The 13455-nt window shown below is 63.7% G+C and carries 14 protein-coding genes, 1 tRNA gene and 1 rRNA gene; 14 read left to right on the top strand and 2 right to left on the bottom strand.

The genetic code is table 11. The features are described from left to right. Nucleotides 1-28: 28 nt before the first annotated feature. A 5S ribosomal RNA gene (rrf, locus tag WQQ_RS22690) occupies nucleotides 29-142 on the top strand. Between the two features lie 211 nt (nucleotides 143-353). Continuing rightward, nucleotides 354-575 carry a hypothetical protein gene (locus WQQ_RS22685; RefSeq protein WP_040455341.1) on the top strand — a complete coding sequence of 74 codons (222 nt, stop codon included), beginning with the start codon at nucleotides 354-356 and terminating at the stop codon, nucleotides 573-575. A gap of 104 nt (nucleotides 576-679) precedes the next feature. Here the strand turns inward: WQQ_RS22685 and WQQ_RS22680 are convergent. Beyond that, nucleotides 680-755 (bottom strand) — tRNA-Glu (locus WQQ_RS22680). A gap of 39 nt (nucleotides 756-794) precedes the next feature. Here WQQ_RS22680 and pcnB point away from each other — a divergent pair. The 9 genes from pcnB to WQQ_RS25045 all read left to right on the top strand — a co-directional run bounded on the left by pcnB (nucleotide 795) and on the right by WQQ_RS25045 (nucleotide 8903). Then, nucleotides 795-2201, top strand: a complete 1407-nt coding sequence (gene pcnB / locus WQQ_RS22675; protein WP_411888188.1) for a polynucleotide adenylyltransferase PcnB — start codon at nucleotides 795-797, stop codon at nucleotides 2199-2201. 36 nt (nucleotides 2202-2237) lie between these two features. After that, on the top strand, nucleotides 2238-2720 hold the full coding sequence (gene folK, locus WQQ_RS22670) for a 2-amino-4-hydroxy-6-hydroxymethyldihydropteridine diphosphokinase (RefSeq protein ID WP_007187619.1): 483 nt from the start codon (nucleotides 2238-2240) through the stop codon (nucleotides 2718-2720). Nucleotides 2721-2786: 66 nt separating this feature from the next. Continuing rightward, nucleotides 2787-3605 (top strand): 3-methyl-2-oxobutanoate hydroxymethyltransferase, encoded by an 819-nt coding sequence (panB, locus tag WQQ_RS22665; RefSeq protein WP_040455687.1) that lies wholly within the window; start codon nucleotides 2787-2789, stop codon nucleotides 3603-3605. After that, nucleotides 3602-4453 carry a pantoate--beta-alanine ligase gene (gene panC / locus WQQ_RS22660; RefSeq protein WP_007187617.1) on the top strand — a complete coding sequence of 284 codons (852 nt, stop codon included), beginning with the start codon at nucleotides 3602-3604 and terminating at the stop codon, nucleotides 4451-4453. Before panB ends, panC begins: the two co-directional genes overlap by 4 nt. Before the next feature lie 258 nt (nucleotides 4454-4711). Continuing rightward, complete coding sequence (panD, locus tag WQQ_RS22655; RefSeq protein ID WP_040455684.1) at nucleotides 4712-5092, top strand: aspartate 1-decarboxylase; 381 nt, start codon at nucleotides 4712-4714, stop codon at nucleotides 5090-5092. Between the two features lie 35 nt (nucleotides 5093-5127). Next, on the top strand, nucleotides 5128-5742 hold the full coding sequence (locus WQQ_RS22650; protein WP_007187615.1) for a TIGR02466 family protein: 615 nt from the start codon (nucleotides 5128-5130) through the stop codon (nucleotides 5740-5742). Nucleotides 5743-5789: 47 nt separating this feature from the next. Beyond that, nucleotides 5790-7412 (top strand): glucose-6-phosphate isomerase, encoded by a 1623-nt coding sequence (gene pgi / locus WQQ_RS22645; RefSeq protein WP_040455340.1) that lies wholly within the window; start codon nucleotides 5790-5792, stop codon nucleotides 7410-7412. Nucleotides 7413-7493: 81 nt separating this feature from the next. Then, nucleotides 7494-7880 carry a PA2779 family protein gene (locus WQQ_RS22640; protein ID WP_007187613.1) on the top strand — a complete coding sequence of 129 codons (387 nt, stop codon included), beginning with the start codon at nucleotides 7494-7496 and terminating at the stop codon, nucleotides 7878-7880. A 126-nt stretch (nucleotides 7881-8006) separates the two neighbouring features. Beyond that, on the top strand, nucleotides 8007-8903 hold the full coding sequence (locus tag WQQ_RS25045) for a PA2778 family cysteine peptidase (protein ID WP_157534840.1): 897 nt from the start codon (nucleotides 8007-8009) through the stop codon (nucleotides 8901-8903). Here the strand turns inward: WQQ_RS25045 and queG are convergent. Next, nucleotides 8900-9976: a tRNA epoxyqueuosine(34) reductase QueG gene (gene queG / locus WQQ_RS22630; protein WP_007187611.1), complete on the bottom strand. Its 1077-nt coding sequence runs from the start codon at nucleotides 9974-9976 to the stop codon at nucleotides 8900-8902. The two genes, WQQ_RS25045 and queG, sit on opposite strands and share 4 nt — an antisense overlap. Before the next feature lie 47 nt (nucleotides 9977-10023). Between queG and WQQ_RS22625 the strand changes: the two genes are divergently transcribed. From WQQ_RS22625 to WQQ_RS22615, 3 genes are all read left to right on the top strand, one after another. Then, nucleotides 10024-11511: an NAD(P)H-hydrate dehydratase gene (locus WQQ_RS22625; protein WP_085943174.1), complete on the top strand. Its 1488-nt coding sequence runs from the start codon at nucleotides 10024-10026 to the stop codon at nucleotides 11509-11511. After that, the gene (gene tsaE / locus WQQ_RS22620; protein ID WP_007187609.1) at nucleotides 11511-12005 is read left to right on the top strand and encodes a tRNA (adenosine(37)-N6)-threonylcarbamoyltransferase complex ATPase subunit type 1 TsaE; all 495 of its coding nucleotides are present in this window, start codon (nucleotides 11511-11513) and stop codon (nucleotides 12003-12005) included. Before WQQ_RS22625 ends, tsaE begins: the two co-directional genes overlap by 1 nt. Nucleotides 12006-12101: 96 nt before the next feature. Next, on the top strand, nucleotides 12102-13409 hold the full coding sequence (locus tag WQQ_RS22615) for an N-acetylmuramoyl-L-alanine amidase (RefSeq protein WP_007187608.1): 1308 nt from the start codon (nucleotides 12102-12104) through the stop codon (nucleotides 13407-13409). Nucleotides 13410-13455: the final 46 nt, after the last annotated feature.

Raw genomic sequence — 13455 nt, 5'->3', positions numbered from 1 at the left:
CCCAAGAACCGATACCCCAGCCAGTTTGCCTGGCGGCATTAGCGAGTTGGAACCACCCGTTTCCATCCCGAACACGGAAGTGAAACGACTCAGCGCCGATGATAGTGTGGCAAGACCATGCGAGAGTAGGTCACTGCCAGGCTCTTAAATCCAAACCCCCTCCGGGAAACCGGCGGGGGTTTTCCTTTTCTAGTCCTCTCTTCTGTGATCTGGGGTGAAAAACCGAAGCAGGATTCCCAATTTCTGTGAAACGCGTCCACGGATGCTGTACCCCGCCGGAGCAGCATGGCTATGTCGTCCGCAAAACTTCAATGCTCTCGCATTCAAGCTAGCTCGCGCTGCTTGATGTTCTGATGTCCGCTTCGCCGCTGGTGTTTGCGGGCTCGCTGCATCCCCGGCCCGGATCGGTGCGTATACAAGAAAACGCCGATCAGATGAGACTTCAGATGTTATTGCTTACAGGCAACTTGATGCGCTTTATTGTTTCCCCTGAGGGCGAAGATGTTCGCCTGGGACTCGCGGGATTTCTGGGGGGACTCGCGATGGCTTTCGGTATAGGGCTGGAACTGCTTTGAGTCCATTTCACGAGCGCACTCAGCAGTGAGCGCCTGCACCATCAACCGCTTTTGAGCTGGAGACACTGTGTCGAGTGTCTGCTGGCCATCCCTTTGAAGCAAGGTGGCGCTCCTACCGGGATTCGAACCCGGGTTTAAGCCTTGAGAGGGCTCCGTCCTAGGCCTCTAGACGATAGGAGCACAGCTGAGAGTCGCGTATTATACGGATACCTAGACGCCATACAACGCGCCTCCCTTAGTATTTCTGCAACGGATTTTGTTCGCTTGACTTTGCCCAGACGCATTCTCCGCGCCGAGCATCCGGTGTCCCGCTCGATGATTTCCAGCGGCACTCTCAAGACGCTCTACACACTCAAGGACGCCGGCTACGAAGCCTATATGGTGGGCGGTGGCGTGCGCGACCTCCTCGCCGGCATCGAGCCCAAAGATTTCGACGTCGCAACGAATGCTCATCCCGAGCAGGTCAAGCCCCTGTTCCGTTCATGCCGCTTGGTGGGGCGCCGCTTCGTGATCTGTCACGTGCGGTTTGGCGACGAGATTGTGGAAACGACCACGTTCCGCGGCCCGATTACCGATCTGCACAAGCGCGACGAAACCGGGCGCATTCTGTCGGACAATGAGTACGGCACGCTCGAGCAGGATGCGCTTCGGCGCGATTTCACGATCAACGCGCTGTATTACGACATCCGCGACTTTTCGATTGTCGACTTCACGAGTGGCATCGAGGACATGAAGCAGGGCGTGATCCGCCTGATCGGCGATCCCGAGCTGCGTTATCGCGAAGATCCGGTGCGGATGCTGCGAGCCATTCGCATCGCGAACAAGCTGCGTTTTCGTATCGATGAAGCGACTGCAGCACCGATCGCTCGCCTCGCGCCGTTGCTCAAGGAAATTCCGGCGGCTCGTCTGTTCGATGAGGTGCTCAAGCTGCTGCTTTCTCGCGAAGCCGAAGACAATCTGTACGGCTTGCGCGTTTACGGCTTGTTCCGCCAGTTGTTCCCGGCGCTCGACCGACTGCTGAAGCAGCCGGACAAGCTCAAGTTCGTCAACGCCGCGCTGCGCAATACAGCCGATCGTATAGACAAGGATCTGCCGGTCAGCCCCGCCTTTTTGTACGCGTCCTTGCTATGGCCTGCGGTTGAAGCGCGCGCCAAAGAGATTCGGATCGAGCAGGCTTGCGAGTCCGTGCCCGCGATGCAGCAGGCCGGTGACGAAATCATTACGCGCACGATCGCCTGCGTGGCGATACCCAAGCGCTTCTCGTTGCCGATGCGCGACATCTGGGATTTGCAGCCGCGCTTCGAGCAGACTACGTCGAATCGCGCTCGCCGCCTGATGACGCATCCGAAGTTTCGAGCCGCGTATGACTTCCTGCTCGTACGCGCCGAGAGTTCCGGCGATGCGGCACTCAAAGAACTCGCGCACTGGTGGACCGAGGCGCAGAAGGGCGGTGATCTGCCGCCGGTGCCGACGGAAGAGGCGATCGAGACCGGAGGCGACGGCAACGCCATGCCGGAGCGCAAGAAGCGTCGCCGCCGCGGCGGGCGCAATCGGCGCTCGGGCGCTTCGAACGGCGAACACGCCGACTCCGCGTCCGGAGCCGACATGGCGCCGGACGCAGGCTGATCGCAAGCGTCATCGCGAAAGACAGCGGATCGGGTCATGCCCAAGGCATACATCGGGCTGGGCAGTAATCTCGACGATCCGGCGCGGCAGGTGCTGTCTGCCCTGAAGGCGATTTCGAGGCTGGACGGCGTGAGGCTGCTGCAGCGTTCCAAGCTGTACCGCACTCCGCCGATGGGGCCGGCCGATCAGCCCGATTACTGCAACGCGGTCTGCGTCGCCGATATCGACATCGAGCCTGGCGAACTCATGCAGTCGCTGCTCGCGATCGAACTGCAGGCGGGACGAGTGCGCGGTGTCCAGCACTGGGGGCCGCGACGCATCGATCTCGACTTGCTGCACGTCGACGGCGTCGAACTCGATACGCCGGAACTCAAGCTGCCGCATCCGGGCATCGCCAAGCGAAACTTTGTCGTCGTACCCTTGGCCGAAGTCGCGCCGGATCTCGTGATTCCGGGCCTCGGCAGCATCACGCAGGCCGCACTCGAGATCGACACCGCCGATCTCTCGGATTGGAACTGAAGATTTGAATTGGCTCCGCGGGCGTCTTTGATATAGTCGCCGCGCCAAAACTACCGCGTGCGCATCATGGAGCCGATCAAGCCCGTTAACATCGCCGAGTTGCGCGCCATGCGGGCTCGCAACGAGAAGATCGCCTCGCTGACGTGCTACGACGCCAGCTTCGCGCTGATCGAAGATCGCGCTGGCGTCGACATGATTTTGATCGGCGATTCACTCGGCATGGTCATGCATGGCGGCAACACGACGACGCCGGTGACGGTGAGCGATATCGTGTATCACTCGCGCTGCGTCGCTCCACATCTGAAGCGCGCGTTTCTCGTCGCGGATCTGCCGTTTCTATCGTATGCGACGCTCGATCGAGCGCTCGATTCGTCGATGCGACTCATGCAGGAAGGCGGTGCCAAGATGGTCAAGCTCGAAGGCGGACGCGAGCAGGCGAGCATCGTCGAGTATCTGGCCGTTCGCGGGGTTCCGGTGTGTGCTCACCTGGGTTTGCAGCCGCAGTTCGTGCACAAGATGGGCGCGTTCAAAGTGCAGGGTCGCGACGACGCCGCAGCCGAAGCGATGATTCACGATGCACACGTACTCGCCGAAGCCGGCGCCGACCTGCTGCTGCTCGAATGCATTCCGGCCGAACTCGGACGTCGCATCACCGAGGCCAGTCCGGTTCCGGTGATCGGCATCGGCGCCGGCGCGAGTGTCGACGGCCAGATTCTGGTTCTGCAGGACATCTTGAACATCTCGCCGCTGGTCACCCTCGGCCGCCGACCGCGCTTCGTCAAAAACTACATGCAGGGCGGCGTCGATATCCAGGGCGCGATCCGCAGTTACGTCGATGAAGTGAAGGGCGCCGCCTATCCGGCACCGGAGCATTGCTTCGGATGAAGACGGTTCACACCGTCGCCGAGTTGCGTCGCGAGATCGCGCAGTGGCGCAAGAGCGGCGAACGCCTGGGTTTCGTTCCGACGATGGGCAACCTGCACGCGGGGCACCTCGAACTCGTGGCGCGTGCGCGCAGCGAAACCGATCGCGTCGTGGCGAGCGTGTTCGTGAATCCGCTGCAGTTCGGACCCACCGAGGATTTCGATCGCTATCCGCGTACGCTGTCGGACGATCGCATCAAGCTCGAAGCCGCCGGCTGCGATCTGCTGTTCGCGCCGAGCGTCGACGAAATGTATCCGCACGGCCGCAGCGGCATCGCGCGAGTCAGCGTGCCGGGAATTTCCGAAGTGCTGGAAGGGCAGTTCCGGCCGGGCTTTTTCGAAGGCGTCGCGACCGTCGTGAGCATTCTGTTTCACCAGGTGCAGCCCGATGTCGCGGTGTTCGGCCGCAAGGATTATCAGCAGTATCTCGTCGTGCGGCGCATGGCGGCCGAGCTGCACATGCCGATCACCGTGCTCGCCAATCCCACGCAGCGCGAGCCTGATGGCTTGGCGATGTCTTCGCGCAACCAGTACTTGAGCAGCGACGAGCGAAAGCTCGCGCCCGGTCTTTATCGCGCGCTCAGTGCGGTTGCCCAGCGTCTGCGCTCGGGCGAGCGCGATTTCGGGGTGCTGGAGCGTGAAGCCAGCGGGGTGCTCGATCGCCAGGGTTTCAGGACGCAGTATCTGGTCGTTCGCGACCCCGAAAGCCTGGGCCCGGCCAAACCGGATGGCACCGGCTGGGTGGTGCTCGTCGCCGCGCACCTGGGCCGAACCCGGCTCATCGATAACTTGGAAATACCTGCTGATTAAGCAGTTTTTGGCTTCATTCCGTTGCCGCCATGTCGATATGACCGAATGGTTGCCGATCGGGGTCGCGATGGTTAAACTCGCGCGCATCCGACACGCTAGAGTTCCTTCTCGTACAGAAGAGGTGGTACAGGGAACCCACGGTTAATGTCAGAACGGGTGTCTGTCTTTTTGGGCCGCCCGCCTTCGCCAAAAACTTGATGTCCGGGTGCATGTCTTGGTGGGCCGCCCGGAATCGCTAGCCAGTTGGACGATCAAGCCATGCAACTGACCATGCTCAAGTGCAAGCTCCACCGTGCGCGTGTCACGCACGCCGAGCTTGATTACGACGGTTCCTGCGCCATCGACTCGCGTCTTCTCGATCTCGCCGGCATCCTCGAGTTCGAACAAATCCAGATTTACAACATCAACAATGGCGAGCGTTTCACCACCTACGCCATTCGCGCCGAAGCCGGCTCCGGCATCATCTCGGTCAATGGCGCCGCAGCTCACAAGGCGCGCGTCGGCGATCGTGTGATCATCTGTGCTTACTCGGAAATGGAAGAAGGCGCCGCCCGTGCCTTCAAGCCGCGCCTGGTTTACTGCGACGAAACCAACCGTGTCGTTCGCACCGCCAACACCATTCCGGTCCAGGCGGCTTGAAGCGAGCTTCCGCCGGCCCGAGAGTGTCTCGGGCCGTGCAACCCTGGTTTCCCACCCTGATCTACAGCGCCCCGCTGGCCGCCGCCAGCGGGATTTCGGCCTTGAATCGCGAGCTGCTGCGCGAGGTTTCACAGCTACGTGAATTCGATCAGGCAGGGCGGAAGTGGTCGCTCAAGAATTATCCGGGTGGCTACACGAGCTATGGTTCGCTCGATCGTCTGCATCAGTTTTCGTCGACCTTCGACGACCTGCGTCGGCGAATCGATCGTCACATGCAGCGCTACGCGCGCGAGCTGCGCTGGGACCTACGCGGAAGCCCGCTGACGATGAGCGATTGCTGGCTCAACGTGATGCCGCGCGGAACGGCGCATTCGTTTCACCTGCATCCCCAGTCGGTCATCAGCGGAACGTACTACCTCAAGGTTCCCAAAGGAGCGCCCGGGCTCAAGTTCGAAGATCCGCGGCTCGCTCACATGATGGCGGCGCCAGGTCGTTTGCCGGATGCCGAGCCCATGCATCGCTCCCATATCGAGTATCCGGCGGCCGCCGGCCAGCTGATTCTGTTCGAAAGCTGGCTGCGTCACGAAGTGGCCGCGAACCTCGCGGCTTCCGAGCGAATCAGCGTCAGCTTCAATTACCACTGGGGTTGATTGGCGGCTAAGCTTGGGTTCGATCTCCAAGCGCTCTCATAGCCGCCATGAACTCGCCCAGCTCCAGTCCAGCTTGGTCCCAGCTGGCTCTCATCGCCGACGCCGTCCGTTCTCGTTCGCTGCTTTCGTTGTTTGAAGCCGACCCGAATCGTGCGAAGGACTTGGTGATCGAAGCCTGCGGGCTGTATTTCGACTACTCGAAGCAGCCGGTCGACCAGGCCGTGGCCGATGCGCTGCTGGCTCTGGCGAACGAGCGCGACGTCTCCGGCTGGATCGCGCGCATGTTCGCCGGCGAACACATCAATCACACCGAGAACCGTGCGGTTTTGCATACGGCCCTGCGTGCCCCACGCTCGGAAGCCCTCGTCGTCGATGGGCAGAACGTGACCGACGACGTGCACCGCGTACTCGATCGCATGGCGGCTTTCGCCGAGTCGGTACGCCAGGGAACCTACCGCAGTGCGACCGGCGAAACTTTCACCGACGTCGTCAATATCGGCATCGGCGGCTCCGATCTCGGGCCGCGCATGGTCAACGAGACGCTGATCGACTTCACCGACGGACCCAATGTCCATTACGTCGCCAACGTCGACGGAGCCCAGCTCGAAGCGGTGCTCAAGATGCTGGAGCCGGCGCAAACCCTGTTTATCGTCACCTCGAAAACGTTCACGACGCTCGAGACGATGGCCAATGCGAACGCGGCCAGGCGCTGGCTCACGGTGGCGCTCGGTGACAACGCAGTGGCGCATCACTTCGTCGCCGTTTCCACCCATGCGGAAGAGGTACGCCGCTTCGGCATTTCGGCCGACTGCACCTTCGAGTTCTGGGATTGGGTCGGCGGCCGTTACTCGGTATGGTCCGCGGTCGGCCTCGCTCTCATGATCGCGCTCGGACCAGAGCGGTTTCGCGCCTGGCTCAACGGTGCGAACGCGATGGACCGACACTTTCGCACCACTCCGCTGCGGTCCAACTTGCCGGTGATGATGGCTTTGCTCGCAGTGTGGAATCGCAACTTCCTCGGTGCCGCGACGCAAGTCGTTGCCGCCTATGCACAGAAGCTCGAACGCTTCGTCGCTTGGCTGCAGCAGCTCGAGATGGAATCGAACGGCAAGAGTGTTCACCGCGACGGCAGCGCGTTGCAGGCGCACAGCACACCCGCACTCTGGGGCGATGTCGGAACCAACGGCCAACATGCTTTTTTTCAGATGCTGCATCAGGGTAGCGAAGTGCATCCGGTCGATTTCATCCTGCCGGTACTGGGGACTCATCCGTGGCCCGAGCAGCAGCGCATGCTGGTCGCGAACTGCCTCGCGCAGAGCGCGGCGCTCATGCGCGGCAAGACAGCCGACGAGGTGCGCCAGGAATTGCGGGGGCAGTTCGAAGGCGAGGCGCTCGAAGCTGCCGTTCCGCACCGCGTGTTCCCCGGGAATCGTCCGAGCAGCACGTTGCTGATGCCGCAGATCGATCCGTATCACCTCGGCGCTTTGATGGCGCTCTACGAGCATCGCACCTTCGTGCTATCGATCCTGTGGGACATCAACGCTTTCGATCAATGGGGCGTGGAGCTCGGCAAGAAGCTTGCGCAAACCGTGATGAAGGCGATGGACGGGAAGCCGGTCGAGCTCGATCCGTCCACAGCCGAGCTGCTCAAGAAGGCTTCGACGTACTGAAGGGCCAAGTCGATCCGAATCCGTTCAGGTTCCGACGGTAGCATCGTGCTGGCTTGATCTATATTTTCCAAGGGAGCCTCCATGCGTAAACAGAAAACTTTCCTGAGCGGCCTGCTGGTAGCGGCCATGCTGTCGGTAACCTCGTGGATGCCGGCGCATGCAGCGATGGTGACGACCGAGCAGATGGTGTCGGTGCAGTCCGAGCAGATGCGCGATGCACAGGTCGCGCAGGTCCAGGGCTTTCTGGCTCGTGCCGACGTCAAGCAGCAGCTCGAGGCGCTTGGCGTGGCTTCCGATCTCGCCGACCAGCGAGTGGCGGCTCTTAGCGACGCCGAACTGCAGCACCTGTCAAAGACGATCGGCGAACAGCCAGCAGGTGGCGACGTGATCGTTGTGCTTGGTGTGATCTTCGTGGTGCTGATCGTGCTCGAGCTGCTCGGCGTGACGCACGTGTTCTCGCGCTTCTGACGCCGGGTGACCTCGCTGATTCTCGGACTGATCAGCGGCAATGCAAGACGGCGGGCCTTACGGCCCGCCTTTTCATTGGCATGCGCGCTGCTGTTCGCATCGCTGAACGCTTGCGCACTGCCATCCTTGCAAAAAGCGCAGCTCAAGCCGGTGATTGCGCAGCCGGTCATGGAGCTCACGCAAACGCCGTTCTTTCCGCAGGAAATCCATCAGTGCGGTCCCGCAGCACTTGCGACCGTACTGGGCGCCGATGGTGTTTCGATCATGCCCGAATCACTTGCCGATCAGGTGTACATTCCGGGGCGAGAAGGTAGCCTGCAGGCCGAGTTGATTTCGGCGAGCCGGCGCAACTCGCGCATGGCGGTTCGGCTCGCGCCATCCACTGAAACGCTGCTGCAGACCATTGCCGAGGGCCGGCCGGTGCTGATGCTGCAGAACCTCGGGCTCAAGTCGAGGCCCGCTTGGCATTACGCGGTGCTGATCGGCTGGAACGGTCCGAAGAACGAGCTGATCCTGCGGTCGGGGCGAGAGCGGCGGCAGCGCCTTTCGTCGGCGCGCTTTCTGCAAACCTGGGAGCTCGCGGATCGCTGGGCCGTGGTGATCGCCGATCCCTCGCAGCCGCCACCGGCGACGGTCACGCCGGCGGACTGGATCGCCGCGGCCGCGCCGTTCGAATCGACCGGGCAGATCGAGCAGGCCGAGCGGGCTTACGCATCGGCAACGCAGCGCTGGCCGCAGGAATCGCTGGCCTGGACCGCCCTCGCGAACGTGCGTTATGCGCAGAAGAATCTCGAAGGCGCCGAACAGGCGCTTGAAGCGGCAATCGCGATCAAGCCCGAGGCGGCGGCGCTCAACAATCTCGCACAGGTTCGGCTCGAACGTGGTTGCGGAGTCGCCGCGCTAGAGGCGCTCGATCGCATCGAATCCGTGCCGGCGGCGCTGCAATCCGCGATCGACGATACGCGCGCGCAGGCGCGCCAGCTCGGCGCGGATCGCAAGGTCCACTGCAGCGCTGCGCCTTAGCTCGCCCCGGCATGGCGCAGCTGGCGATCAAGTGCCCAGCGCACATGCTCGCGCACGGTTTCGTCTTCGTCGTCGATGCGCGCTCGCAATGAAGTGACGGCGGCTTCGCTGCGCGGCGCATTGCCGAGCGCGATCGCGAGATTGCGCTTCCAGCGCGAATAGCCCGCGCGCCGCAAGGCCATGCCTTCGGTCTTCTGCAGCCACTCGTGTTCGCTCCAGGCGAACAGCTCGATGAGCTTGGGCGCGTCGAGTCCATTGCGCGCAGCGAAATCGGGCTCCTCGCTGATGCGAGCGTAGCGATTCCACGGGCACACGAGCTGGCAATCGTCGCAGCCGAAGATGCGATTGCCCATCAGTGGTCGCAGTTCTTCGGGAATGCTGCCGTGGTGCTCAATCGTCAGGTACGAAATGCAGCGGCGCGCATCGAGTTGCCGAGGCCCGATGAAGGCCTGCGTCGGGCAAATCTTGAGGCAGGCGCTGCAGCGTCCGCAGCGGTCTTCCGCATCGCCTCGCGTGGAAAGCGGCAGCGGCAGATCGGTATAGATCTCGCCGAGAAAAAACAGCGAGCCGGCTTCGGCGTTGAGCACCAAGGTGTTCTTGCCGATCCAGCCGAGGCCCGCGTTGCGCGCGAGCGCTTTCTCGAAGGCCGGCGCGCTGTCGGTCAACACGCGATAACCGTGCGGTCCGACTTCGGCTTCGATGCGGCGTCCGAGCTTGAGCAGGCGCGCGCGCAGGGTGCGGTGATAGTCGCGGCCCAGCGCATAGCGCGCGATGTACGCCGCCTCGCCGTCTTCGAGCACGCTGCGCGGATCGATGCCGGGCGGTTTGTAATCCATGCGCAGGCTGATCACGCTGAGCGTGCCGGGACGCAGCTTCGAGGGATCGGCGCGCAGCTCCGGATCGCGACCCATGTAGGCCATGCCGCCGTTGCGGCCCTCGGCGACCCAGCGCTGCAGATGCGCCAGATCTTCGTCGAGTTGCAGATGCGCAACCTCCGCATCGGCGAAGCCGAGTTCGAGCGCCCACTGCCGGATGCGGGCGACGAAGTCGGTCGGAATGGCGGCGGCTATCATGGGTGAAGACGAGGCGACGAACGAAAGGCTCAAGCAAGGTGACGCTGGTGCGCGATCTTCCATTGTATTCGGCAGCGCAAACGCGCGAGCTCGATCGCCGGGCGATCCAGGGGCTGCCGATCGCCGGCTATGCACTCATGTGCCGTGCAGCGGTCGCGGCCTGGGACGAATTGCGCTGGCGGCGCCCCAATCCGCGGCGCATCGATGTCGTCTGCGGGCCAGGCAACAACGGCGGCGACGGTTACGTGCTCGCTCGCCTGGCGCAGGCCGATGGCGTCGAGGTGCGCGTCTGGTCGCTCGGCCAGCCGCAGGCCGGAACCGAGGCCGCGCAGGCGCTCGGCGATTGGTCCGCGGTCGGCACGACGCAGGTATACGAGCGAGGCTGCCTGCGCGAGGCGACCATCGTCGTCGATGCGATCTACGGCACCGGTCTGTCGCGCGCGCCATCCGGACTCGCGGCCGAGGCCATCGAAGAAATTCGCGCTTTGTCGGGCCAAGCCTTCGTGCTTGCGATCGATCTTCCGAGCGGCCTGTCGGCCGACACCGGGCAACCGCTCGGGACCGCCGTCAAGGCCGATCTGAGCGTGAGCTTCATCGGCCGCAAGCTTGGCCTCTACACCGGGGCCGGGCCGGAGCTTTGCGGCGAAAAGGTGTTCTGCGATCTCGGCGTGCCGCAGGACGAAGGCGTCGAGCCGGCCGCCACGCTGCTCGACGAATCCTCGCTCGCGATCCGCCTGCCGAAGCGGGCGCGCACGGCGCACAAGGGCAGTTCGGGGTTCGTGACGCTGGCCGGCGGCGACGAGGGCTACACCGGCGCGATCCTGATGGCGACGCGTTCCGCGCTGCGCGCGGGGGCCGGCATGGTGACCGTCGCCAGTCGCGGCGCGCATGCGGCCGTGCTCGCGGCCGCGCAACCCGAAGCGATGTTCCGTCCGACCGAATCGGCCGACGACTTCGTCGCCCGGATCGACAAGACCAAGGTCGTCGCGATCGGTCCCGGCCTCGGCCAGGGCGATTGGGGCAGGGCGCTCTGGCGGGCCGCATTGCGCAGCGACAAGCCGCTGGTGGTCGATGCCGACGCGCTGAACCTGCTCGCCGCCGATCCGCAATCCTGTGACCGCCGCGCCGCGCCATGGATTTTGACGCCGCATCCGGGCGAAGCCGCGCGCCTGCTCGGCTGCACGGTCGCCGAAATCGAGGCCGATCGCGTCGCCGCCGTGCGCGAAGTCGCGCATCGCTACGGCGGCACCGTGGTGCTCAAGGGTGCCGGAACGCTGGTTTGTGGGCAGCAGCTCGCCGTATGTCCCTATGGCAATCCGGGCATGGCCGTCGGGGGCATGGGTGATGCGCTCACCGGCATCATCGCGGCCTTCGTCGCGCAGGGCCTGGCGCCCGAGCCCGCCGCGCAGACCGGCGTGATGGTGCATGCGCTCGCGGGCGACGTCGCCGCCAAGGCGGGCGAGCGCGGCCTGCTGCCGAGCGACCTGATCGAGTGCCTGCGGCAGATCGTCAATCCGAAACCGGAAGCGAACTGATGGCCGGACCTCGACTGGATTTGCGACTGCACCTGACTGATTCCGCGGCCTCCGAGGCCTTCGGAGAGCGGCTCGCGGAAGCTTTGCGCGAAGCGTACGGCGGCGTGATCTACCTGACCGGCACGCTCGGTGCCGGCAAGACCACGATCGCGCGGGCGCTGTTGCGCCATCTGGGCGTCACCGGCGCGATCAAGAGCCCGACCTACACGCTCATGGAGCCTTACGAAGTCGGCGGTCGCCGGCTGCTGCACATGGATTTCTACCGCATCGAGGCGGCCGATCTCGAACAGCTCGGGCTCGATGACTACCCTCCCGACAGCACGCTCTGGCTCGTCGAATGGCCCGAGAAAGTCGCCGGCGCACTGCCGCCGGCCGATCTCGAGCTGCATTTGATGGCCGAAGCCGAAGGTCGCAGCCTGCTCCTCAAGCTGCCCGACAACGCAAAAAAATGGGCCAAGGCGCTGGCGGTTTCGATTCAGCGAGACTCCACCTGAGAAATGTCGTGCATCTGACTGGTTTTTAAAGATAAGTGTCTTGCTTTGAATAAAAACTCAGGCTATCTTCGCCACTATCTGTAGGCGGGGTCTGCCATGCGCGCTCTCATTTTGGGTTTTCTGGGTCTGTGTTCGTTCTGCGCGAGCGCGACGGACCTGCGCGACCTGCGGGTCTGGGACGGGCCCGAAAGCACTCGCGTGGTGTTCGACCTCAGCGGGGCCACCAGCCACAAGGTTTTCACGCTGTCGAACCCCGATCGCATCGTCATCGACATCGCCGGCATCGGCGAATCGGGCATCAAGATCGCCAACAAGGCGACCGGCAAGGGCGTGGTCAAGACGGTTCGCTCGGGTCCGCGCGACGGCGCCCTGCGCGTGGTGCTCGACGTTTCCGAGCCGGTCACCCCCAAGAGCTTCGCGATGGCGCCGACGGAGCAGTATGGTGATCGGCTGATCGTCGATCTCTACGGCCGTACGCCGACGCTCGATGAGCTCGTCGAAGCTACGACCGGCACGAAGACCGACACCAAGGCGGAGGCGAAAGCCGAGATCCGGGTCGAAGCCCAGGCCCCGGCCAAACCCGAGCCCAAGATCAAGGTCGCGCCGACCATCAAGTTCGCCGAGAAACCCATCGTCATCGCGGTCGACGCCGGCCACGGCGGCGAAGATCCCGGTGCGATCAGCAAGCGTGGCCTGCAGGAAAAGGACGTCGCCCTGTCGATCGCGCGCAAGCTCGCAGCACAGATCAATGCCCAGCCCGGCATGAAGGCCGTGCTGACACGCGACGGCGACTACTACATCGGGCTGCGCGAGCGCACCGTCAAGGCACGCCAGGCCCAGGCCGACATGTTCGTGTCGGTGCACTGCAATGCGTACAAGGACACCAGCCTGCGCGGCAGCGCGGTCTACGTGCTGTCGAATCGCGGCGCCACCAGCGAACACGCGCGCTGGCTCGCGCACAAGGAGAACTCGGCCGATCTGGTCGGCGGGCTCGAACTCGGTGGCCGCGACAATGAGCTCGCCGCGGTGCTGATCGACCTGTCGCAGGCGTCGTCGATGGAAGCGAGCTTCGACGTCGGCTCGCGCCTGCTCAAGTCGCTCGGCGGCATCAACACCTTGCAGAAGGCCGAGGTGCAGCAGGCCGGCTTCATGGTGCTCAAGTCGCCGGACATTCCGTCGGTGCTCGTCGAAACCGCCTTCATCACCAACGAGCAGGACGAGAAGCTGCTGCGCGATCGCGCCTACCACGACAAGATCGCGCGTTCGCTGCTCGAAGGCATCCAGGGCTATTTCAAGAGCTATCGCCCGCAGCAGCAGATCGTCGAGGAAACCCCGCGCCTGCAGAAGGTGAAGACCTCCAGCACCGACGGTTTCGGCGGCGAACAGCTGGCCGCGCTGCGCTAAAATCTCCGCGCCTGCAGCCGGCAGGCCGCTGCTCGGCCGGCCGGCG

The organism is Hydrocarboniphaga effusa AP103, from assembly GCF_000271305.1.
Lineage (GTDB): Bacteria > Pseudomonadota > Gammaproteobacteria > Nevskiales > Nevskiaceae > Hydrocarboniphaga > Hydrocarboniphaga effusa.
This window is presented reverse-complemented; position numbering and strand designations above follow the sequence as displayed.

What these genes read in the sequence shown, in the direction of transcription:
- panD (WP_040455684.1), top strand. Translation starts at nt 4,712, where the DNA reads ATGCAACTGACCATGCTCAAGTGCAAGCTCCACCGTGCGCGTGTCACG.
- panB (WP_040455687.1), top strand. Translation starts at nt 2,787, where the DNA reads ATGGAGCCGATCAAGCCCGTTAACATCGCCGAGTTGCGCGCCATGCGG.
- tsaE (WP_007187609.1), top strand. Translation starts at nt 11,511, where the DNA reads ATGGCCGGACCTCGACTGGATTTGCGACTGCACCTGACTGATTCCGCG.
- WQQ_RS22615 (WP_007187608.1), top strand. Translation starts at nt 12,102, where the DNA reads ATGCGCGCTCTCATTTTGGGTTTTCTGGGTCTGTGTTCGTTCTGCGCG.
- WQQ_RS22640 (WP_007187613.1), top strand. Translation starts at nt 7,494, where the DNA reads ATGCGTAAACAGAAAACTTTCCTGAGCGGCCTGCTGGTAGCGGCCATG.
- panC (WP_007187617.1), top strand. Translation starts at nt 3,602, where the DNA reads ATGAAGACGGTTCACACCGTCGCCGAGTTGCGTCGCGAGATCGCGCAG.
- folK (WP_007187619.1), top strand. Translation starts at nt 2,238, where the DNA reads ATGCCCAAGGCATACATCGGGCTGGGCAGTAATCTCGACGATCCGGCG.
- queG (WP_007187611.1), bottom strand. Translation starts at nt 9,976, where the DNA reads ATGATAGCCGCCGCCATTCCGACCGACTTCGTCGCCCGCATCCGGCAG.
- WQQ_RS22685 (WP_040455341.1), top strand. Translation starts at nt 354, where the DNA reads ATGTCCGCTTCGCCGCTGGTGTTTGCGGGCTCGCTGCATCCCCGGCCC.
- pgi (WP_040455340.1), top strand. Translation starts at nt 5,790, where the DNA reads ATGAACTCGCCCAGCTCCAGTCCAGCTTGGTCCCAGCTGGCTCTCATC.